The following is a 19,480-nucleotide window of genomic DNA, read 5'->3' as shown; positions in this document are numbered from 1 at the left end:
CCCCGAGCACGTTCGCCGAAGATCGCCGCCATCCGCGCGGCAAGCCGCTGTTTCACATAGCTGGCTTCGCGCGCCATCACGCTTGCACGTGCGGGCGCTTGCATCCCTTGGGCCCACGCCCCATAACCGTGGCTGCGGTCGCCCTGCGCATCGCATTGACCCGCCGGCCCGTAAGGTCTGGCACGTGCCGCACCCCTCGAACCACCTGGAGAACCCATGACCGCAACCGCCGAAACCTTCGACCTGCCGGTGCTGCCGCTGCGCGATGTCGTGGTGTTTCCGCACATGGTCATTCCGTTGTTCGTCGGGCGCGATAAGTCGATTCGCGCGCTCGACATGGCGATGGAAGCCGACAAGCGCATCCTGCTGGTCGCGCAGAAGTCCGCCGACACCGACGCGCCGGGTGCGAAGGATCTGCACGAGATCGGCACGCTCGCGCAGGTGCTGCAGTTGCTGAAGCTTCCCGACGGCACGATCAAGGTCCTCGTCGAAGGCTTGTCGCGTTCGCGCGTCACCGATGTCGAAGAGAAGGACGGCGCGTTGTCCGGCAAGGGCACCGTCGTCGATTCCGAATCCGCGCGCGAAACGCGCGAAGTCGAAGCGGTCGCGCGTTCGCTGATGTCGTTGTTCGAGCAGTACGTCAAGACGAATCGCAAGCTGCCGCCGGAACTGCTGCAGACGCTCAGCGGCATCGATGATCCCAGCCGCCTGGCCGACACCATCGCCGCGCACCTCGGCGTGCGCATGGCCGACAAGCAGAAGCTGCTCGAAACGCTGGACATCGGCGGCCGCCTCGAACTCCTCGTCGGCCTGGTCGACGGCGAGATCGACGTGCAGCAGCTCGAGAAGCGCATCCGCGGCCGCGTGAAGTCGCAGATGGAGAAGAGCCAGCGCGAGTACTACCTCAACGAACAGATGAAGGCGATCCAGAAGGAACTCGGCGAGATCGACGACGCGCCGAACGACCTGGACGAACTCGCGCGCAAGATCGCCGAAGCCGGCATGCCCAAGGCCGTGGAGGCCAAGGCGCGCGCGGAGATGGGCAAGCTCAAGCAGATGTCGCCGATGTCGGCCGAAGCCGCCGTCGTGCGCAATTACCTGGACTGGCTGCTGGGCGTGCCGTGGAAGAAGCGCACCAAGGTCCGCAAGGACCTGAAGGTGGCGCAGGACGTGCTCGACGCCGATCACTACGGCCTGGAGCGCGTCAAGGAACGCATCCTCGAATACCTCGCCGTGCAGGCGCGCGTGCAGAAGCTCAAGGGCCCGATCCTGTGCCTCGTCGGCCCGCCGGGCGTGGGCAAGACCTCGCTGGGCCAGTCGATCGCCAAGGCGACGAATCGCAAGTTCGTGCGCATGTCGCTCGGCGGCGTGCGCGACGAAGCCGAGATCCGCGGCCATCGCCGCACGTACGTCGGTTCGATGCCGGGCCGCATCGTGCAGAACCTCAACAAGGTCGGCAGCAAGAACCCGCTGTTCGTGCTCGACGAAATCGACAAGATGTCGATGGACTTCCGCGGCGATCCCTCGTCCGCGCTGCTCGAAGTGCTGGACCCGGAGCAGAACCACTCCTTCAACGACCACTACCTCGAAGTCGACCTCGACCTGAGCGAAGTGATGTTCGTGGCGACGTCCAACTCGCTCAACATCCCGGGCCCGTTGCTGGACCGCATGGAAGTCATCCGCATCCCCGGTTACACCGAGGAAGAAAAGCTCAACATCGCGATGCGCTACCTCGTGCCCAAGCAGCTCAAGGCCAATGGCCTGAAGCCCGAGGAGCTCAAGATTTCCGAGAGCGCCATCCGCGACATCGTGCGCTACTACACGCGCGAATCCGGCGTGCGCAACCTCGAGCGCGAACTGGCGAAGATCTCGCGCAAGGTCGTCAAGGAACTCGCGCTCGCCGGCCCGACCAAGAAGAAGGCCGGCGCGGTCAACGTCAGCGGCAAGAACCTCGACAAGTTCCTCGGCGTGCGCCGCTTCGACTACGGCCGCGCGGAAGCGGAAAACGAAATCGGCCTGGTCACGGGCTTGGCGTGGACGGAAGTCGGCGGCGACCTGCTGCAGATCGAATCCACGCTGGTGCCGGGCAAGGGCCAGCTGATCCTCACCGGCCAGCTGGGCGACGTCATGAAGGAATCGGCGTCGGCCGCGCTGTCGGTCGTGCGCGCGCGCACCGAGCGCTTCGGCATCGACCTGGATTTCCTGACGCGTTTCGACGTCCACCTGCACGTGCCCGAAGGCGCGACACCGAAGGACGGTCCGTCGGCCGGCATCGCGATGGCCACGGCGCTCGTGTCCACGCTCACGAAGATCCCGGTCAAGAACGACGTCGCCATGACGGGCGAGATCACGCTGCGCGGCAAGGTGCTGGGCATCGGCGGCCTCAAGGAGAAATTGCTGGCGGCCATGCGCGGCGGCATCCGCACCGTGATCATCCCGGAGGAGAACCGGAAGGACCTGGCGGACCTCCCCAAGTCGGTCACGCAGGCCATGAAGCTGGTCCCGGTGCGCTGGATCGACGAGGTCCTGGACATCGCGCTCGAACGTCCGCTGGCCCCCAGCACGGCCGGCAGCGTGGGTGGGGTGCCGGTCGTGGAGCCGGAACCGCCGGCCGCACAGCCGGACATCACGCACTGATTCTTCGTTGCCACTGAAAAACCCCGCTGGTATAACGACCCGCGTCCGCCGAAGCCGCGTCTCGCGCCAAGGCATCGTCGACCGGGGACCTTCATCGATGCGATGCGCGAAATCCGCGCATCGCACCGGGCTGTCCCGGTCCCGCAATCCAAGCGTTTCCATCCGGGAGTCAAGCAATGAACAAAGCCGAATTGATCGATGCCATCGCTGAAGGCGCCGAACTGACGAAGGCCGATGCCGGCCGCGCCGTCGACGCGGTCATCGCCGCGATCACCAAGGCCCTGAAGAAGGGCGATACCGTCACCGTCGTGGGCTTCGGCACGTTCGCCGTGCGCCAGCGCGCTGCACGCGAAGGCCGCAATCCGCGCACGGGCGAGACGATCAAGGTCGCCGCCTCGATGAACCCGGCGTTCAAAGCCGGCAAGGCGCTGAAGGATGCGGTCAACTGACGGATCCGCGCGGCCGGGTGCTTAGCTCAGCGGTAGAGCGTCTCCTTTACACGGAGAGGGTCGGGGGTTCGATCCCCTCAGCACCCACCACCTCGTCGCAGGTTTCGTTGGAAAGTTTTCACCGAAGTGTTGCATCGCGCAAAACGCGTCCTGTATGATTTCGGGCTCCGCGGAGTGGTAGTTCAGTCGGTTAGAATGCTGGCCTGTCACGCCGGAGGTCGCGGGTTCGAGTCCCGTCCACTCCGCCACTAGTTCCAGGAAAAAGCGCCCGCAAGGGCGTTTTTTTTTGCCCCGGGCCACGGGCCCGCCCACTGCCGCGCACCGCGCCGGAAGCGGCTAAACTGCGCGGCTCGCACCCAAGGCGACACCCGCAAAGATGCTGCAGAAACTCCGCGAAAAGACCTCCGGCTGGATCGCCTCCGTGATCCTGGGCCTGCTGACCATCCCGTTCGCGTTCTTCGGCGTCGAGCAGTACATGCAGGGCCGCACCGAAACCTGGGCCGCGAAAGTCGAAGCCCCGCCCACGTGGTGGGAAGGCGCGCCGACGTTCTGGCCGGCGTCCACGCTGTGGCAGCGCGAAGAAATCAGCACGCAGGATTTCCGCACGGCGTTCGAGAACGCCCGCTTGCGCCAGCGCCAGCAGATGGGCGACCAGTACGACGCGCGCGCATTCGACACGCCCGAGAACAAGCGCGCACTGCTCGACCAGCTGATCGACCGCAAGGTCCTGGAGATGGCCGCCGACCGCGCGGGCATCGCCGTGTCGAACGACCGCGTGGCGCAGGCCATCGCGACGGCGCCGGCCTACCAGGTCGACGGCAAGTTCAGCCGCGAGCGGTACCTCTTCGAACTCTCGCGCAGCGGCCAGACCGCAGCGCAGATCGAGAACGAAACGCGTCGCGAAGAGAAGGTCGCGCTGCTGCCCGAAAGCCTCGCCGAGTCCGCATTCGCGACGAAGAGCGAAGTCGATCGCCTGATCACGCTCACCGGCGAACAGCGTTCGGTCACCTACGTGCAGCTGCCGCCGGCCGCGCCCGACACCGGCCCGGTCGCCGGCAAGGAAATCGATGCGTTCTACCGCGCGCACCGCGGCGCCTACCGCGCGCCGGAACAGGTGACCATCGAATACGTCGAACTCGACGCCGCGTCCATGCCGGTGCCGCCGGCCGACGAAGCGACGCTGCGCCAGCGCTACGCCGACGAAAAGGCGCGCCTGGCCGGCCAGGAACAGCGCCTGGTCTCGCACATCCTCGTCGCCGTGCCGGCCAACGCCGATGCCGCCACGCAGAAGGCCGCCGAAGCGAAGGCCGCGAAGATCGCCGCCGACGCGAAGGTGCCGGGTGCGGATTTCGCCGCGCTCGCGCGCGCCGATTCCGACGACAACATCAGCAAGGCGCAGGGCGGCGACCTCGGTTGGGTCGGCAAGGGCGGCATGCCGTCCAAGGCGTTCGAAGACGCCGTGTACGCGATGCAGCCCGGCGAAGTGCGCGGCCCGGTCAAGACCGAGTTCGGCTACCACGTGATCCTGGTGCGCGAAGCCAAGGCAGGTTCGCAGGCTTCGTTCGAAGACATGCGCGACCAGCTCGCGCGCGAACAGGCCGACGCCGACCGCGAACACGCGTTCACCGACCTCGGCACGAAGTTCATCGATGCGGTCTACAAGAATCCCACCGCGCTGCGCGCCGCCGCCGACAGCATGAAGCTGCCGGTCAAGACGCTCGGTCCGTTCTCGCGCGGTGGCGGCGCCGGCATCGCCGGCAATGCGGCCGTGCAGCGCGCCGCGTTCCAGGAATCGGCCATCCAGGACGGCACCGCGAGCGACCTCATCGAAATCGGCCCGAACCACAGCGTCGTCCTGCGCGTCACGCAGCACCTGCCGGAGCACGACCTGCCGGTCGCGCAGGTGCGTGCGCAGATCGTGGCCGCCATCCGCAGCGAACGCGCGGCGAAGGCCGTGCAGGCCCGCGCCGACGCGATGATCGCGAAGGTGCGCGCGGGCACGCCGCTCGCGCAGGTCGCCACGGCGGAACAACTCGTCGCCGTCAACGCGCCGGAGCTCAAGCGCGGTGCGCCGATGCCGGATCCGGCGACGACCGAAGCGATGTTCAGCGTGCCGGCGCCCGCCATGGGCAAGGCCACGCCGGGCAAGACCACGCTGCGCAACGGCAGCACCGTGGTGTTCGCGGTGACGGCCGTGGTGCCGGGCCGCGCGAACGAAGCGTCGTTGCAGGATCGCCTGTTGTGGCAGCAGCAGCTGTCGCAGTGGGCGGGCACGGGCGATGCGAAGGCCTTCATCGACGACATGCGCAAGAGCATGCAGGTCGACATCGCGGAAGACCGCCTCTGATCGGTGCGGAACTTCGCGCATGAAAAAGCCCGGCGATGCCGGGCTTTTTTTTGCCGCATCGAACGCAGCGCGTTACTCGATCCCGGTCATCCCGAGGATGTTGTAACCCGCGTCGACGTACGTCACTTCGCCCGTCACGCCCGCCGCGAGGTCCGAGCACAGGAACGCGGCGACGTTGCCCACGTCGTCGATCGTCACGCTGCGGCGCATCGGCGCGTAGCTTTCGACATGGCCCAGCATCTTGCGGAAGTTGGCGATGCCCGCGGCCGCGAGCGTCTTGATCGGGCCGGCGGAGATCGCGTTGACGCGCGTGCCTTCCGGGCCGAGGTTGAGCGCGAGGTAGCGCACCGTCGCTTCCAGGCTCGCCTTCGCCACGCCCATCACGTTGTAGTTGGCCAGCGCGCGTTCGGCGCCCAGGTAGCTCAGCGTGACGATCGCGCCGTTGCGGTTGGCCATCATCGGGCGCGCGGCCTTGGCCATCGCGGCGAGCGAGTAGGCGGAGATGTCGTGCGCGATCGCGAAGTTCTCGCGCGTCAGGCCGTCGAGGAACTCGCCCTCGATCGCCTCGCGCGGCGCGTACGCCACCGCATGCACCAGGATGTCGAAGTGGTCCCAGCGCTTGCCCAGCGCTTCGAAGCACGCCGCGATCTGCGCGTCGTCGGCGACGTCCAGCGGGATCACGATGTCGCTGCCGAATTCCTTCGCCGCGTCTTCCACGCGCGATTTCAGCTTCTCGTTCTGGTAGGTGAAAGCGAGTTCGGCGCCTTCGCGGTGCATCGCTTCGGCGATGCCGCTGGCGATCGAACGCTGGCTCGCGATGCCCGTGATGAGCGCGCGTTTGCCCTGCAGGAAACCCATGGACCCTCCGGAACGTGGCACGCCGGTCGCGCCGGCGGGGGCGCTAGTGTGCCTGCGCCGCGCCTCAGGGGCCAGCCGCGGCGGCCGTGGTGGTGGGTTCGGCGTCGATCTTCAGCACCATCCCGGGTTTCAGGCGCGCGCCCTTGTCGAGCTTGTTGCGCGCGATGAGTTCGCGGGTCTCCACGCCGTAGCGCTTGGCGATCGACCACAGCGAGTCGCCGCGGCCGACGGTGTGCGAGCGCGGCGTGGCCGCCACCACGGCATTCGCAACGGGGAGCGCGACCGGCGCGGACTCGGCCGTCGGCGTCGGTACCGATGCGATCACCGTGTCGTTTGCGCGTTCCATCGGCGCCAGCACGCGCAGCGCGCGATCCGCGCGCACGATGCGACCGCCTTCGAATGCCGGATTCATGCGCCGCACGCTCGCCGCTTCCAGGCCATGCGCGCGCGACCAGTCGTCGAGCGAATGCGCATCGGCCGGCAACACCTGTGCATCGAGCAGCACGACGGGGCGATCGAGCGCATGCAACCATTCCTCGCGATCGTCGGCCTGTTCGAGCAGGCACGACAGCGCGCGGAGTTTCTGCACGTAGGCCTGCGTGATCGGCGACAGGCCGACGAGGGCTTCGGGCTTCGCGTTGCGCGCGTTCTGCCCGCTGCGGCGCAACGCACCGAGCACGCGGTATTCGCCCGCGTTGTACGCCATCACCGCCAGGCGCCAATCGCCCGCGAACATCCCGTGCAACGTCTTGAGGTAACGCACCGCGGCCTGCGTGGCATCCACCGGCGACAGGCGTCCGTCGTAACCCGCGCGCACCGGCACGTTGTGGTTGCGCGCGGTGAGCGCGATGAACTGCCACAGGCCCGCCGGCCCGCCGGGACTGCGCGCGCCGGGCTTGTAGCCGCTCTCCACGAAGGGGATCAGCGCGTATTCGGTGGGCAGGTGGGCTTCGCGCACCTTGTCGACGACGTAACCGAACAACGGCAACACGTCGTCGCGCTCGCTCGCCATGCGGCCCGGGGCGCCGGCGAAATGCGCGCGCCAGCGAGTGCTGCCGCCGCCGGCCGGGCATTGCGGATCGGCCAGGCCTTCGCGGAACAGGCGGTAGATCTCGCGGCCGCTGCGGGTGGTGGGCGTGGTGTCGGCCGCATCGAGGACGACGTCTTCGCGCGGCGGGGTTTTCGGGATCTCTTGCGCCGCACGTGCGGCGGGCGCCGCGACGAGCGCGCACGACAGGGCCAGCATTGCGCGCAAGCGCAACGTCATGCGCGGAACCCGTCTTTCCAGCGCCGCAGCCCGGCGAAGGCGTCCACGCGATCGCGCGGTGACTGCCCCACGTGGCGCGCGACGGCCGACTGCACCGCCGGCGCATCCACGCGCAGGAACGGATTGCAGGCGCGTTCGTCCGCCAGCGTGGAGGGCAGGGTGGGACGCCCGGCGAGCCACGCATCGCGTGCCGCGACGGCGCGGGCCCGCAGGGCCATGTTGTCCGGGTCGACCACCAGCGCGAACGCCGCGTTGCCCACCGTGTACTCGTGGCCGCAGCACACGCGCGTGTCGCCCGGCAGGCGGGCGAGGCGGTCCAGCGAATCCAGCATCTGCATGGGCGTTCCTTCGAACAGGCGGCCGCAGCCGAGGCTGAAGAGGGTGTCCCCGCAAAACAAGACTTGATGGCCGTGGAATGCGATGTGGCTCACGGTGTGGCCGGGAATCTCATGGACCTCGAAGACCCAGTCGTCCACCCGTGCCACGTCGCCCTGGCCCACGCGCTGCGTGGCGGTGGTGATGCGTTCGTCGTGGGGCCCAATGACCGGGATGCCGGGCACGCGCGCCCGCAATTCCGCCACGCCGCCGATGTGGTCGTTGTGGTGGTGAGTGAGCAGGATGCCGCGCAATTGCAGGCCCGCATCGATCGCCGCAAGCACCGGCGCGGCCTGCCCCGGGTCGACGACGAGCCCCGCGCCCGATGCGTCCTGGAGCATCCAGACGTAGTTGTCCTCGAACGCCGACAGCGGCCGCAATTGCATCGTGTTGAATCCGTTGCGCTTCCAGCAGAATAGGGACCATGCCGCTGCCCGGATTCCGACGTCAACCTGAACAAGTCTCGATGGCGCCCGGGCAAGGCCCGCTGGCGGGCGACTGGTTCGCGTCCCTTGCCGGGCGCGCCGTCCTCGACAGCGAAGGCGAAATCGTCCGCCAGGCCGCCCGCGAGCGCGCCGGCCAGCCGTGGCTGCGCCTGATGCCCACCGGCGGCCTGGATGCCGGCGGCGAGCGCGAGCTGGCCCTGTTCGTGGAACGCGGCGCCTTTGCCGGCCCGGTGCGGTGCGGCTTCCCGCTGCCGCTGGCCTCCGAATCCATCGGCACCGTCGTCCTCCAGCACGTCGCGGACGGCCCGGTCCTGCCGGCCGCCGCGCTGGAAGAAGCCGCGCGCGTCCTCGTCCCCGGCGGCCGCCTCTGGCTGCTGGCGCTCAATCCCCTGGCCCCGTACCGCTTCCGCTGGATGCGGCAGGGCCCGGTGGCTTCCGAACCCGTCCGCTGGCGCCGTCGCCTGCGCACCGCCGGCCTCGTGCCCGAAGCGGTGTCGCAGGGCGTGGGACCGCGCTGGGACATCCTTCCGAACGCGACCCTCCAGCAGGGCGCAGGTTTGCGTGCCGCCTATCTGTTGCGCGCGGAGAAACGCTTGTACCCACTCACCCCGATCCGCCACCGCCCCAGCATGCGCCTGCAGACCGGCGCCACCGGCGCGTCCGGCGCATGACCGCCGCCACCCCCGACCCGAAGCTGGTCGAAGTCCACACCGACGGCGCGTGCCTCGGCAATCCCGGCCCCGGCGGCTGGGCCGCGCTGCTGCGTTGCCGCGGCAAGGAACGCGAAGTCTCCGGCGGCGAGGCGCACACCACCAACAACCGCATGGAGTTGATGGCCGCGATCGTCGGCCTGGAAACCCTCAGCGAACCGTGCAACGTCGTGCTGACGACCGACTCCCAATACGTGCGCCAGGGCATCTGCGACTGGATGCCGAACTGGGTGCGTCGAAACTGGAAGACAGCGGGCGGCGATCCGGTCAAGAATCGCGACCTGTGGGAACGCCTGCACGCGGCCGCTTCGCGCCATCGCATCGACTGGCGCTGGGTGAAGGGGCACAGCGGCCATCCCTACAACGAACGCGTCGACCAGCTGGCGCGCGAGCAGGCCATCAAGTTCAAAGAGATGACACCGCAATGAGGCAAGTCGTCCTCGATACCGAAACCACCGGCCTGTCCTGGGACAAGGGCAACCGCGTCGTGGAAATCGGGTGCGTCGAACTGGTGGAACGCCGCCCCACGGGCCGCACGTTCCAGCGTTACCTCAAGCCCGATTGCATGTTCGAACCCGGCGCGCAGGAAGTCACCGGGCTCACGCTCGAGTTCCTCGCCGACAAGCCGGCGTTCGAGGACGTCGTCGAGGAATTCCTCGCCTTCATCGACGGCGCGGAACTCGTGATCCACAACGCGGCGTTCGACCTGGGCTTCCTCGACTACGAACTCTCGCGCATCGGCGCGCACCTGGGGCGCGTGCGCGATCGCTGCAACGTCGAGGATTCGCTCGAACTCGCGCGCCAGCGCTTCCCGGGCCAGCGCAATTCGCTCGACGCGTTGTGCCGGCGGCTGGGCGTGGACAACTCGCACCGCCAGTTGCACGGCGCGTTGCTCGATGCGCAGCTGCTGGCCGAGGCCTACCTCGCGCTGACGTCGGGGCAGGGCGAGATCGTGCTGGCCGCGGTGGAAGACGCCTCGCGCGCCGCGATGGTCGCCGAGTTCGCCGCCACCGGCGGGCCGCGTCCGCGCATCACCGCGACCGCCGAAGACCTGGCCGCGCACGACGCGCGCCTGGCGCAGCTGCGCAAGAAGGCCGGCCGCACGGTGTGGGATGCCTTGCTGGAAGAGGCCTCGCCGGCGGAAGCGCTGCCGGCCTGAGGCCAGGGTCCGGCGTCAGTTGCGCCGGACCAGGACCACGGTGACGTTGTCCGAACCGCCGCCATCGAGCGCGGCGGCGACCAGCGTGTCCACGCATTCCTGCGCGCTGCAGTCGTCGTGCCCGAGCACGTGGGCGATGTTGCGGTCGTCGACTTCCTCGGTGAGGCCGTCGCTGCACAGCAGCAGCTGCATGCCCGGGCGCAGTTCGCCGGTCATGGTTTCCACGTTGAGCTGGGTGGGATCGGTGACGCCCAGTGCCTGCGTCACCACGTTGCGATGCGGATGGCTGCGCGCCTGCTCGGTGGTGATGGCGCCCTGCGCGATCAGTTCCTGCACGTAGCTGTGGTCCTGCGACAACTGGGCCAGCTGGCCTTCGCGCCACAGGTACACGCGGCTGTCGCCGACCCACGCCACTTCGAAGCGGTTGCCGTTGACGCGCGCGGCCACCACGGTAGTGCCCATCGGCAGCGCATCGTTGCGGCGGCGCGAGGCGCGGATGATTTCCTCGTCGGCGATCCGGATGGCCTGCGCCAGCGGAGTGCCGTCGCGGACTTCGCGGACGATGGTCTCGCGGGCCAGCGCGCTGGCGACCTCGCCGTATTCGTGGCCGCCCATGCCGTCGGCCACCAGCCAGAGCCCGAGCTCGCTGTCGCCGTAATACGTGTCCTCATTGAGCTCGCGGCGGAGACCGACGTGCGTGAGGTGGCCGAATTCGATCATGGACATGCGATGTCAGCGCCGGACCGGAGTGGACTTCCCGGGGGATAACGGCACGATCGTTGCGAACCGGCCGTGAGCGGGGGCGGTCAGGGGGCTGCCCCGGTGCGGTAGTCGGCGTAGGACTTCTCCTCGACGTAGGCCGAGCCCAGCGCCAGGTTGATGTCCTTCTTGATGCGCGCGCGCTCGTCGTTCTCGAAATAGACGGCGCGTGCGAGCCGGATGAATTCCTCGTCGAAGGCCTGCCGGCTTTCCTTGACCCGGATCTCGTCCTCGATGTCCCAGAGCCGCTCGTTGACGGCCTTCAGGTCGGCCCGGAGCTTGGCCACGTCGCCGCCGGCGGCGGGGTGGACCATCCAGGTCTGTTCCAGCGCCGACAGCTCGTTGCGCACGTTGGCCAGCTTGGCCGGATCGCGCATGCGTTCGGACTTGATCTGCAGGATGGCGATCTTGTCGAGCAGCTCGCCGTAGGACACCGGGACCAGGAGTTCGGACATGGCGCGACCGTGTGGGAGGGGGCCGACAGTGTAGCCGCGCCTTGTCCCGCCGCGCGTGCCCCCGTATCATTCGCGGCCCCGCTGTTCGAACGAACACACCCGGAGAGGTGGCAGAGCGGTTGAATGTACCTGACTCGAAATCAGGCGTGCGTTTATAGCGCACCGAGGGTTCGAATCCCTCCCTCTCCGCCAGTTGCATGCACGAAGGCCCGCCGATGCGCGGGCCTTCGTGTTTTCGGTGCCTTATGATGCGCGCGCGCCGGCGAGCGGTCCGGTTCAGGGGATTTTGATGCGATTTCTGGCGGCGGCGATCCTGGCGATCGCTTCGATGGGCTGCGCGCACGCGGCCGAACCGATCATCACCACGTTCGCGGGCGGCGGCACGGGCCCTGCGATCGGCGACGGCGGTCCTGCAACGCAGGCCGTGCTCACCGGACCCGTTGCGCTCGCGGTCGATGCCGCCGGCAACGTGTATGTCGCCGATTCCGGCTTCGCCGCGCGCGTGCGCAGGATCGATGCGGTCACCGGCATCATCACCACCGTGGCCGGCAACGGGCAGCCGGACAACACCGGGGCCACGAAGGAAAACGTGGCCGCCACCAGCGTCGCGGTGTCCGCGAATGCGCTGGCGTTCGACGCGGCGGGCAACCTCTATCTCTCCAGCTACAGCCGCGTCCGCAAGGTCACGCCCGCCGGCATCATCACGACGGTCGCAGGCACGGGCGTGGGCGGGTTCAGCGGCGACGGCGGCAAGGCCACTGTCGCGAAGATCGGCAAGGTCGTCTCGATCGCATTCGACCGCCAGGGCGCGATGTACCTGGCCGACGGCAACTACCGGATCCGCAAGGTCGACCTCAACGGCAACATCAGCACCATCGCCGGCACGGGCGCCTTCGCCTATCCGCCGATCGGCAACGGCGGCCCGGCGATCGCCGCGACGGTCACGCCCGACGACATCGCCTTCGACCGCTACGGCAACCTGCTGGTCATCGACGACAAGGCGCAGATCCGTCGCATCGGCAAGGACGACGGCATCATCCGCGCGGTCGCGCCGCGCGACGCACGCGATGGCTACGTTTTCCGCAACGATCCGATTGCCTGGCAGTCGGACCAGTTGCTTCCGAGCGCCATCGCGGTCGACGCCGCCAACAACCTCCTCGTCGCCAATTACGCCAACTTCGTGCGCATCATCGGTGCCGACGGCGCGCAGGCGACGTTGGCCGGCGTGTTCAACGATTCCACCTTCGAACCCTTCGGCGCCAGCAGGGGGTTCGGCGGCGACGGTGGTCCGGCGTCGCAGGCCCTGTTCAATGACCTGGTGGACATCGCGATCGATCCGTCCGGCAACGTCTACGTGCTCGACCAGAGCAACAACCGCATCCGGAAGATCACGCCCGGCTACGCGGCGCCGCACAAGCCGGCGGGCGTCGACGCCTTTGCGACGTACTGGCGCATGGATCTCGGCACGTGGGTTGCATCGGCGGCGATCGCGGACATCGACGGCGACCGCCGGCTGGACGTGGTCTTGCGGACGGAGTCCTGGGCGACGCCGGGCATCGAACCCACCCAGCCGAACGACAACAAGCTGCTGTGGTTCCAGCAGGGCGCGGACGGTCGGCTGGTGTACCGGCAGTCGGTGGCGCTGCCGGAGCCGCGGACCTTTTCGGATGGCCCGATCGCCACCGACCTGGACCACGACGGCAACGCCGACCTGCTGGTGGTGACCAACTACGGGATCGCGGTGTACCGCGGCACCATCGCGGGCATCGCGTCGCAATCGACGACCTGGACCGGGTTCCCCAATGCCACCGTCCCGAACGGCGTCGCGGCCGCGGACATGGATCGCGACGGGCACATGGACGTGGTCGCTTTCCTGTACGGCGATCCGGAAGGCGGCAGCTCGCCGTTCTATCGCTGGGCGATCGCCGTGTTCCATGGCGACGGAAAGGGCGGCTACTCGAGCAAGGGCGAATTTCCCTATCAGGCGAGTGGCAGGCCGCGCGTGCGCGACGTCAACCATGACGGCTGGCCCGACATCGTCTCGATGTTCCAGGACGTGGGCCAAGCCAACGGCATTGCCCAATACGACAGCGGCCTGCGCATCTTCCTCAACGACGGCACGGGCGGGTTGCGTCCTCCCTTCGAAGTCCGCACGGGGCGGCCGTATTTCCGGGATGACCTCGCCATCGGGGACTTCGACGGCGACGGGCTCCTGGATTTCTACGTCGCCCGCGACGCGAACAGCAATGGCCTGTCCGGCGGTGAGTTCGGCGCGGAGTACGCGCATTTCCGTGAACTGCCTGGCGGCGCGATCGTGTACGACGGGTCGCGTCGTGCCTTCGACTCCCCGACGAACATGGAGGTCGGGGATTTCAACAACGACGGCATGGACGACATCGTCGTGCTCCACGACGGGTGGGAATCGATCGGACTGATGCAGCAAGCCTTCCGGGCCGACGGTTCGCGTTTCCTCGACGAAGAGGTCAAGTACTGGATCGGTTCGCGCAACATGCCGTCGGACTACGCCATGGACACCGGCGACATCAACAGCGATGGCTGCCGCGACGTTGCGCTGGCCGACAGCGTGTTCAACTTCGAAGTGCTGTACGGCACCTGTCGCCATGTCGTCGAAGGGGCGAAACCCAAGCGACCGCCGCAGGTGCGCCGCAAGTCCGCGCCGTTGTTGCCGGGGCAGATGGACGACGCCACCGTCGATGCATCGCCGGCATCCACGGTCGATGCCGTGTGGGCCGCGTCGCAGAAGGTCGCGCGCATGGCATGGCAAAGCACGATGGGGACGGTGCGCGCAATGCTCGCTTCGCCGGTCCCGTGGCCGCTCGCGCTGGGTTGGACGGCGACGCAGCGGTAAGACGCCGCGTCCGGGCGGCTCACACCCGCCCGGCGCGCCGGTCGGCGAGCAGCCGTTCGAACGCCGCGATCGCGTCGTCCACCGTCACCAGGTCCATCACCCCGGGGTGTTCGATCTTCGTGCCCCAGCGCAACGCCTCGGCCGGCTTGCCGAGGAAGCGCTGCGCCGCGTCGTCGTAGCGATCCACGCAATAGCGCTTGTCCGAATACGGACCACTGCGCTTCGGGTTGCTCGCCGCATGCAGGCCGAGCACCTTCGTGCCCATCGCGTTGGCGATGTGCATCGGGCCGGAATCGGGCGTCACCACCAGGTCGGCGCGCGCGAGCAACGCGGGCAATTGCTTCAGCGTGTCCCTGCCCACCAGGTCCAGCGCGGGCGAACGCATCGTCGCCAGGATTTCATCGGCGGTCGCGCGTTCCAGTGCACTGCGCCCGCCGCACAACACCACGCGCCAGCCACGCGAGACTGCATGGTCGGCGAGCGCGGCATGGCGATCGGCGCGCCAGTTGCGCAACACGTGGCTCGAACACGGCGAGATCACCAGCGTCGGCGTGCCGTCGTCGGGCCATTGCGCGCGCGCCCAGTCGTGCGCCGCGTGCGGCACGGGCAGGTGCCAGGCCACTTCGTCCTGCACGATCCCCAGCGGTTCGCAGAAGCTGCCCATCGCATCGAGCACGTGGATGCCGGGGCGGTCGGGGATGCGTTCGTTGACGAAGTAGCCGTGCAGGTCCTTCGATCGCGATTCGTCGTAGCCGATGCGCCGCGTGGCCGGCACGAAGGCCGACAGCACGTTCGCGCGCAACGCCACCTGCATCTGCAGCAACGCATCGAAGGTGCGGCCACGCAGCGCGCGCCGCAGCTTCAGCATGCCGGGCAGGCCGCTGCGCTTGTCATAGACGATGAACTCCACCCCCGGCAGCCCTTCGAGCAGCTTGTATTCGCCGCCGCCGATCACCCAGGTCAGCGCCGCGTCGGGCCAGGCCCGCTGCAGGGTGCGCACCAGCGGGACCACGTGCGTCACGTCGCCGAGCGCCGACAGGCGCAGCAGGCAGAGCGATCGTGGCGGGGTGGGTGGCGTGGGCACGTTGCTTGCTAGACTCGGCCGGACATGGTCGCGTTCGACGCCAACGAAAACCTGACGCCGTTCCGCGAAGGAATGGGATACGGGGCGATTCTGTTCGACCGCACGCAACTGCGGCAAGTCGAACCGGATTGGTTCGACCCCGGGCACTGGGGCGACCAGGCGCGCGCGGTCAGTTCCGGCGGCCGTGGCGCCGCCTGGTTCGTCGACGGACCCTTCGGGGGCGCGGTGCTGCGCCATTACCTGCGCGGCGGGCTGGCCGCGCGGGTGAGCCGCGACCGCCACCTGTGGCGCGGCACGCACCGCGTGCGCAGCTTCGCCGAATTCCGCCTGCTGCGCGCCCTGCTCGAACGCAAGCTGCCGGTTCCGCGCCCCATCGCCGCCTCTTACGTGCGCAAGGGCCACCGCTACCGGGCGGCGATCCTGCTCGAACGCATCGACCACGTGCACTCGCTGGCCCACCGCGCCAACATGCCCGGGGAAGACGCCCCCTGGGAATCGGCCGGCCGCCTCATCGCGCGCTTCCACCGCGCCGGCCTCGACCATGCCGACCTCAACGCGCACAATCTGTTGTTCGACGACGCAGGGAAGGGCTGGATGATCGACCTGGACCGCAGCGTCATGCGCATCCCCGCCACGCGCTGGCGCGAAGGCAACCTGGCGCGGCTGCGCCGGTCGCTGCTCAAGGATCGCGGCGCGCGCGAGATCGCGCAGGTCGACGCCGAATTCGCACGCCTGCGCGCAGCCTACGACGCCCAATGGGACAAGGGGTACTGACGTGCCCGCACCTGCTTCCCCCTGGACCTTGCGCCTGCAGGGCGTTGGCAACGCCTTTGCGACGTCGCTTGGTTCTGCCATGGCCACGATCGAGCGCGACGGCGCGCCGTGGCTCACGATCGATTGCGGCAACGACAGCCTGACGACGTACCTCGCGCACTACGAAGCGCCGCCGCGCGCACTGTTCGTCACGCACGCGCACCTGGACCACATCGGCGGCTTCGAACGCCTGTTCGGCGCGCTGTACTGGAACGACGCCCTGCGCGGCCGCATGCCACTGTTCGTGCCCGCGCCGCTGGTGCCGCTGCTGCAACAGCGCCTCGCGTCGTATCCCAACACCCTGGCCGAAGGCGGCGCGAATTTCTGGGACGCGTTCCATCTTGTCCCGGTCGGCGACCATTTCTGGCACGACGGCGTGCGCCTGGAAGTGTTCCCCACGCGCCACCACTGGCCCGACACGAGCTTCGGCCTGCGCCTGCGCGGCGCGATGGCGTGGACCGGCGACACGCGCCCGATCCCCGAACAGCTCGCGCGCTACGCCGATGCCGGCGAACTGGTCTTCCACGATTGCGCGCTGCACGGCAATCCGTCGCACAGCGGCATCGAGGATCTCGAACGCGAATATCCGCCCGCGTTGCTCGCGCGTTGCCGCCTGTACCACTACGCGAGCGAAACCGACGGCGTGCACCTCGAACTGCGCGGCCATCGCATCGTGCGCGCCGGCGACGTCATACCGCTGGCAGCACCCACGGCCGAACGGGCCCCGATGTCGTGAGCACGCCGTACCCCATCGTGCCGCCGCACGCCGCGCCGCTGGACCGCCTCGGTCGCCCGTTGCGCGACCTGCGCCTGTCGGTGATCGATGCGTGCAACTTCCGTTGCCCGTATTGCATGCCGGCCGATCGCATCCCGGACGACCACGGCCTCGATGCGGCGTCGCGCCTGGACTTCGATGAAATCGAAACGCTGGTGCGCGGCTTCGTGCGCCTGGGCACGCGCAAGCTGCGCCTGACCGGCGGCGAGCCGCTGCTGCGCAAGGGCCTGCCGGACCTCGTGCGGCGGCTGGCCGCGATCGATGGCATCGAAGACCTGGCGCTCACCACCAACGGCAGCCTGCTCGCGAAGCACGCGCAGGCCTTGCGCGAGGCGGGGTTGCATCGCCTCACCGTGAGCCTGGACGCGCTGGACCCGGCGTTGTTTTCGCAACTCTCGGGCGGGCGCGGGCGCATCGACGACGTCCTCGCCGGCCTCGATGCCGCGCGCGACGCCGGCTTCGACCGCATCAAGCTCAACTGCGTCGTGCAGCGCGGCGTCAACGAACCGCAAGTGCTGCCGCTCGTGCAGTTCGCGCGCGACCGCGGCCACGTGCTGCGCTTCATCGAATACATGGACGTCGGCACGTGCAACGGCTGGCGTCGCGAAGGCGTGGTGCCGTCGGCGGAACTGCGCGATCGCATCGCGGCGCAGTGGCCGTTGCGCGCGCTGGATCCGCAATATCGCGGCGAAGTCGCGTCGCGCTACGCCTTCGTCGACGGCGGCGGTGAGATCGGCTTCGTCAGTTCCGTCAGCGCACCGTTCTGCGGCGATTGCCATCGCGCGCGCATTTCCGCCGACGGCACGCTCTACACGTGCCTGTTCGCCTCCGAAGGCCGCAACCTGCGCGCTGCGGCGCGACAGGGCGAAGACGCGGTGGTCGCGCAGGTTGCCGCCACGTGGACGCGCCGCGCCGATCGCTACAGCGAAATCCGCGGCGAAGCGGGCGCCTCGCGCCGGCATGTCGAGATGTACCTGGTGGGTGGCTGAGATGGCGAAGCAGAAGACGCTCACGCACCTCGATCCCGCCGGCCGCCCGGCGATGGTCGATGTCTCCGCCAAAGCCGTGACCGCGCGCGCCGCGAGCGCGGAATGCCGCGTGCGCTTTCCCGCCGAGGTTGCGTCGCAGTTGCGCGCCAGCGGCTTGCGCAGCGCGAAGGGCGCGATCGTCGACACCGCGATCATCGCCGGCACGATGGCGGTCAAGCGCACGCACGAACTCATCCCGTTCTGCCATCCGCTGCCGATCGATGGCTGCCGGTTCGCCATCGACTGGCAGGGCGAACGCGAACTCAACATCACCTGCACCGTGCGCACCACGCATCGCACCGGCGTGGAAATGGAAGCGCTGACCGGCGCCACCATCGCCGCGCTCACCGTCTACGACATGTGCAAGGCGCTGTCGCACCGCATCGTGCTGGGCCCGGCGAAACTGACGGGCAAGCGCGGCGGCAGGCGCGACGTCGGAGACGCACCATGACTGCGCGCGTGAAGGTGCTGTACTTCGCGTCCCTGCGCGACGTGGCCGGCATCGCGAGCGAAACCTTCGACACCGCCGCGCCCGACCTGCGCGTGCTCTACATCGAACTGCGCGCACGCCACGGCTTCGCGCTGCCGGTGGAAAAACTGCGCGTCGCGGTCGATGGCGCGTTCGCGCGCTGGGAAGACAAGCCGCGCGCGGGCAGCGAGATCGCGTTCATCCCGCCGGTGTCGGGAGGCTGAGATGGCGCGCTTCGCCCTCAGCGACACCCCGTTCGACGTCGCGTCCCTGCGCGCGGAACTGCTGGACGCGCGCGTCGGCGCCTACGCCAGCTTCGAAGGCTGGGTGCGCGACCACAACGACGGCCGCGCGGTCGACGGCCTGCGCTACGAAGCCTACGCCGCGCTGGCCGAGCGCGAGGGCGAAGCGATCCTCACCGAAGCGATGGCCCGCTTCCCGCTGCTGGATGCCCGCTGCGTGCACCGCACCGGCGACCTGGCCCTGGGCGAACTGGCCGTGTGGGTGGGCGCCACCGCCGCGCACCGCGATGCCGCCTTCGCCGCCTGCCGGTTCATCATCGACGAGGTGAAGGCGCGCGTTCCCATCTGGAAACACGAGCGTTACCGGGACGGCGCGGCCGACTGGCTGCATCCCGGTTAGGCGGGCGCGGGCGCGGCGCCTTGTCCCGCCTGCCGCCCGGGGCTAGAATTCGCGGCCCGAACGCCGGCCTGATGCGCGTCCTTCGGTTCCAGCGGAGAGGTGTCCGAGCGGTTGAAGGAGCACGCCTGGAAAGTGTGTAAGCGTCTAAACAGCGCTTCGCGGGTTCGAATCCCGCTCTCTCCGCCATCGCTTCAAACAGCAAGTGTTCCTGTCCATGGTGGCCCCGTCGGCCCCTCGCGACGCTAGGTCGAAAATCCCGCCAGGGCCGGAAGGCAGCAACGGTATTGATCAACGCGGGCGCCGAGGCCAGTCGGCGGGGTTACCACTCGGGTTGCAGG

At 68.7% G+C, this 19,480-nt stretch carries 19 protein-coding genes, 4 tRNA genes and 1 other RNA gene; 18 read left to right on the top strand and 6 right to left on the bottom strand.

The genetic code is table 11. From position 1 onward, the window contains the following. Positions 1 to 216: 216 nt before the first annotated feature. From lon to LYSHEL_RS01360, 5 genes are all read left to right on the top strand, one after another. Positions 217 to 2,637: an endopeptidase La gene (gene lon, locus LYSHEL_RS01380; protein WP_213435262.1), complete on the top strand. Its 2,421-nt coding sequence runs from the start codon at positions 217 to 219 to the stop codon at positions 2,635 to 2,637. 176 nt (positions 2,638 to 2,813) lie between these two features. Beyond that, on the top strand, positions 2,814 to 3,086 hold the full coding sequence (locus tag LYSHEL_RS01375; protein ID WP_213435261.1) for an HU family DNA-binding protein: 273 nt from the start codon (positions 2,814 to 2,816) through the stop codon (positions 3,084 to 3,086). Between the two features lie 15 nt (positions 3,087 to 3,101). After that, positions 3,102 to 3,176 (top strand) — tRNA-Val (locus LYSHEL_RS01370). A gap of 81 nt (positions 3,177 to 3,257) precedes the next feature. Continuing rightward, positions 3,258 to 3,334: transfer RNA gene (locus tag LYSHEL_RS01365), tRNA-Asp, on the top strand. Positions 3,335 to 3,462: 128 nt separating this feature from the next. Further along, positions 3,463 to 5,433 carry a SurA N-terminal domain-containing protein gene (locus LYSHEL_RS01360; protein WP_213435260.1) on the top strand — a complete coding sequence of 657 codons (1,971 nt, stop codon included), beginning with the start codon at positions 3,463 to 3,465 and terminating at the stop codon, positions 5,431 to 5,433. A gap of 72 nt (positions 5,434 to 5,505) precedes the next feature. Here LYSHEL_RS01360 and LYSHEL_RS01355 read toward each other — a convergent pair whose 3' ends face one another. The 3 genes from LYSHEL_RS01355 to gloB all read right to left on the bottom strand — a co-directional run bounded on the left by LYSHEL_RS01355 (position 5,506) and on the right by gloB (position 8,319). Beyond that, positions 5,506 to 6,291, bottom strand: coding sequence for an enoyl-ACP reductase FabI (locus LYSHEL_RS01355; RefSeq protein WP_213435259.1), 786 nt, complete (start codon positions 6,289 to 6,291; stop codon positions 5,506 to 5,508). A gap of 64 nt (positions 6,292 to 6,355) precedes the next feature. Further along, complete coding sequence (locus LYSHEL_RS01350; RefSeq protein WP_213435258.1) at positions 6,356 to 7,558, bottom strand: lytic transglycosylase domain-containing protein; 1,203 nt, start codon at positions 7,556 to 7,558, stop codon at positions 6,356 to 6,358. After that, positions 7,555 to 8,319, bottom strand: a complete 765-nt coding sequence (gene gloB / locus LYSHEL_RS01345) for a hydroxyacylglutathione hydrolase (protein ID WP_213435257.1) — start codon at positions 8,317 to 8,319, stop codon at positions 7,555 to 7,557. The genes LYSHEL_RS01350 and gloB overlap by 4 nt, the downstream gene beginning before the upstream one ends. Positions 8,320 to 8,399: 80 nt before the next feature. Between gloB and LYSHEL_RS01340 the strand changes: the two genes are divergently transcribed. The 3 genes from LYSHEL_RS01340 to dnaQ are packed head-to-tail and all read left to right on the top strand — an operon-like array spanning position 8,400 to position 10,248. Further along, positions 8,400 to 9,050 (top strand): hypothetical protein, encoded by a 651-nt coding sequence (locus tag LYSHEL_RS01340; protein ID WP_213435256.1) that lies wholly within the window; start codon positions 8,400 to 8,402, stop codon positions 9,048 to 9,050. Then, entirely contained in the window at positions 9,047 to 9,517 is a 471-nt protein-coding gene (gene rnhA, locus LYSHEL_RS01335; RefSeq protein ID WP_213435255.1) for a ribonuclease HI, read from the top strand. Before LYSHEL_RS01340 ends, rnhA begins: the two co-directional genes overlap by 4 nt. Next, the gene (gene dnaQ / locus LYSHEL_RS01330; protein ID WP_213435254.1) at positions 9,514 to 10,248 is read left to right on the top strand and encodes a DNA polymerase III subunit epsilon; all 735 of its coding nucleotides are present in this window, start codon (positions 9,514 to 9,516) and stop codon (positions 10,246 to 10,248) included. Before rnhA ends, dnaQ begins: the two co-directional genes overlap by 4 nt. 15 nt (positions 10,249 to 10,263) lie before the next feature. On the opposite strand, the gene LYSHEL_RS01325 is transcribed toward dnaQ, so the two are convergent. Further along, complete coding sequence (locus tag LYSHEL_RS01325) at positions 10,264 to 10,968, bottom strand: PP2C family protein-serine/threonine phosphatase (protein ID WP_213437481.1); 705 nt, start codon at positions 10,966 to 10,968, stop codon at positions 10,264 to 10,266. A gap of 86 nt (positions 10,969 to 11,054) precedes the next feature. Continuing rightward, positions 11,055 to 11,462: a DUF6165 family protein gene (locus tag LYSHEL_RS01320; protein WP_213435253.1), complete on the bottom strand. Its 408-nt coding sequence runs from the start codon at positions 11,460 to 11,462 to the stop codon at positions 11,055 to 11,057. Between the two features lie 101 nt (positions 11,463 to 11,563). Between LYSHEL_RS01320 and LYSHEL_RS01315 the strand changes: the two genes are divergently transcribed. Continuing rightward, positions 11,564 to 11,654, top strand: a tRNA-Ser gene (locus LYSHEL_RS01315). Positions 11,655 to 11,751: 97 nt separating this feature from the next. Next, positions 11,752 to 14,331 carry an FG-GAP-like repeat-containing protein gene (locus LYSHEL_RS01310; protein ID WP_213435252.1) on the top strand — a complete coding sequence of 860 codons (2,580 nt, stop codon included), beginning with the start codon at positions 11,752 to 11,754 and terminating at the stop codon, positions 14,329 to 14,331. 19 nt (positions 14,332 to 14,350) lie between these two features. Here the strand turns inward: LYSHEL_RS01310 and LYSHEL_RS01305 are convergent, their stop codons facing one another. After that, positions 14,351 to 15,415 carry a glycosyltransferase family 9 protein gene (locus tag LYSHEL_RS01305; RefSeq protein WP_213435251.1) on the bottom strand — a complete coding sequence of 355 codons (1,065 nt, stop codon included), beginning with the start codon at positions 15,413 to 15,415 and terminating at the stop codon, positions 14,351 to 14,353. Positions 15,416 to 15,439: 24 nt separating this feature from the next. Here LYSHEL_RS01305 and LYSHEL_RS01300 point away from each other — a divergent pair, with 24 nt between their 5' ends. The 8 genes from LYSHEL_RS01300 to ffs all read left to right on the top strand — a co-directional run bounded on the left by LYSHEL_RS01300 (position 15,440) and on the right by ffs (position 19,462). Continuing rightward, on the top strand, positions 15,440 to 16,189 hold the full coding sequence (locus LYSHEL_RS01300; protein ID WP_213435250.1) for a 3-deoxy-D-manno-octulosonic acid kinase: 750 nt from the start codon (positions 15,440 to 15,442) through the stop codon (positions 16,187 to 16,189). 1 nt (position 16,190) lies between these two features. After that, positions 16,191 to 16,964 carry an MBL fold metallo-hydrolase gene (locus tag LYSHEL_RS01295; protein ID WP_341868564.1) on the top strand — a complete coding sequence of 258 codons (774 nt, stop codon included), beginning with the start codon at positions 16,191 to 16,193 and terminating at the stop codon, positions 16,962 to 16,964. Positions 16,965 to 16,978: 14 nt separating this feature from the next. Beyond that, positions 16,979 to 17,992 carry a GTP 3',8-cyclase MoaA gene (gene moaA / locus LYSHEL_RS01290; RefSeq protein WP_213437478.1) on the top strand — a complete coding sequence of 338 codons (1,014 nt, stop codon included), beginning with the start codon at positions 16,979 to 16,981 and terminating at the stop codon, positions 17,990 to 17,992. 1 nt (position 17,993) lies between these two features. Further along, entirely contained in the window at positions 17,994 to 18,482 is a 489-nt protein-coding gene (moaC, locus tag LYSHEL_RS01285) for a cyclic pyranopterin monophosphate synthase MoaC (protein ID WP_213435248.1), read from the top strand. Next, positions 18,479 to 18,724 (top strand): MoaD/ThiS family protein, encoded by a 246-nt coding sequence (locus LYSHEL_RS01280; RefSeq protein ID WP_213435247.1) that lies wholly within the window; start codon positions 18,479 to 18,481, stop codon positions 18,722 to 18,724. Before moaC ends, LYSHEL_RS01280 begins: the two co-directional genes overlap by 4 nt. Before the next feature lies 1 nt (position 18,725). Next, positions 18,726 to 19,142, top strand: coding sequence for a molybdenum cofactor biosynthesis protein MoaE (locus LYSHEL_RS01275; protein WP_213435246.1), 417 nt, complete (start codon positions 18,726 to 18,728; stop codon positions 19,140 to 19,142). Positions 19,143 to 19,235: 93 nt separating this feature from the next. Beyond that, positions 19,236 to 19,328, top strand: a tRNA-Ser gene (locus tag LYSHEL_RS01270). 37 nt (positions 19,329 to 19,365) lie between these two features. Beyond that, an RNA gene (ffs, locus tag LYSHEL_RS01265) (signal recognition particle sRNA small type) lies at positions 19,366 to 19,462 on the top strand. Positions 19,463 to 19,480 lie beyond the last annotated feature (18 nt).

The sequence above is a fragment of the Lysobacter helvus genome (assembly GCF_018406645.1).
Taxonomy (GTDB): domain Bacteria; phylum Pseudomonadota; class Gammaproteobacteria; order Xanthomonadales; family Xanthomonadaceae; genus Noviluteimonas; species Noviluteimonas caseinilytica.
This window is presented reverse-complemented; position numbering and strand designations above follow the sequence as displayed.

Excerpts from the sequence above, each read along its gene's own strand:
- dnaQ (WP_213435254.1), top strand. The coding sequence starts at position 9,514 with ATGAGGCAAGTCGTCCTCGATACCGAAACCACCGGCCTGTCCTGGGAC.
- LYSHEL_RS01325 (WP_213437481.1), bottom strand. The coding sequence starts at position 10,968 with ATGATCGAATTCGGCCACCTCACGCACGTCGGTCTCCGCCGCGAGCTC.
- LYSHEL_RS01355 (WP_213435259.1), bottom strand. The coding sequence starts at position 6,291 with ATGGGTTTCCTGCAGGGCAAACGCGCGCTCATCACGGGCATCGCGAGC.
- LYSHEL_RS01375 (WP_213435261.1), top strand. The coding sequence starts at position 2,814 with ATGAACAAAGCCGAATTGATCGATGCCATCGCTGAAGGCGCCGAACTG.
- rnhA (WP_213435255.1), top strand. The coding sequence starts at position 9,047 with ATGACCGCCGCCACCCCCGACCCGAAGCTGGTCGAAGTCCACACCGAC.
- LYSHEL_RS01320 (WP_213435253.1), bottom strand. The coding sequence starts at position 11,462 with ATGTCCGAACTCCTGGTCCCGGTGTCCTACGGCGAGCTGCTCGACAAG.
- LYSHEL_RS01340 (WP_213435256.1), top strand. The coding sequence starts at position 8,400 with ATGGCGCCCGGGCAAGGCCCGCTGGCGGGCGACTGGTTCGCGTCCCTT.
- LYSHEL_RS01275 (WP_213435246.1), top strand. The coding sequence starts at position 18,726 with ATGGCGCGCTTCGCCCTCAGCGACACCCCGTTCGACGTCGCGTCCCTG.
- LYSHEL_RS01280 (WP_213435247.1), top strand. The coding sequence starts at position 18,479 with ATGACTGCGCGCGTGAAGGTGCTGTACTTCGCGTCCCTGCGCGACGTG.
- lon (WP_213435262.1), top strand. The coding sequence starts at position 217 with ATGACCGCAACCGCCGAAACCTTCGACCTGCCGGTGCTGCCGCTGCGC.
- gloB (WP_213435257.1), bottom strand. The coding sequence starts at position 8,319 with ATGCAATTGCGGCCGCTGTCGGCGTTCGAGGACAACTACGTCTGGATG.
- LYSHEL_RS01310 (WP_213435252.1), top strand. The coding sequence starts at position 11,752 with ATGCGATTTCTGGCGGCGGCGATCCTGGCGATCGCTTCGATGGGCTGC.
- LYSHEL_RS01300 (WP_213435250.1), top strand. The coding sequence starts at position 15,440 with ATGGTCGCGTTCGACGCCAACGAAAACCTGACGCCGTTCCGCGAAGGA.
- moaC (WP_213435248.1), top strand. The coding sequence starts at position 17,994 with ATGGCGAAGCAGAAGACGCTCACGCACCTCGATCCCGCCGGCCGCCCG.
- LYSHEL_RS01350 (WP_213435258.1), bottom strand. The coding sequence starts at position 7,558 with ATGACGTTGCGCTTGCGCGCAATGCTGGCCCTGTCGTGCGCGCTCGTC.
- LYSHEL_RS01360 (WP_213435260.1), top strand. The coding sequence starts at position 3,463 with ATGCTGCAGAAACTCCGCGAAAAGACCTCCGGCTGGATCGCCTCCGTG.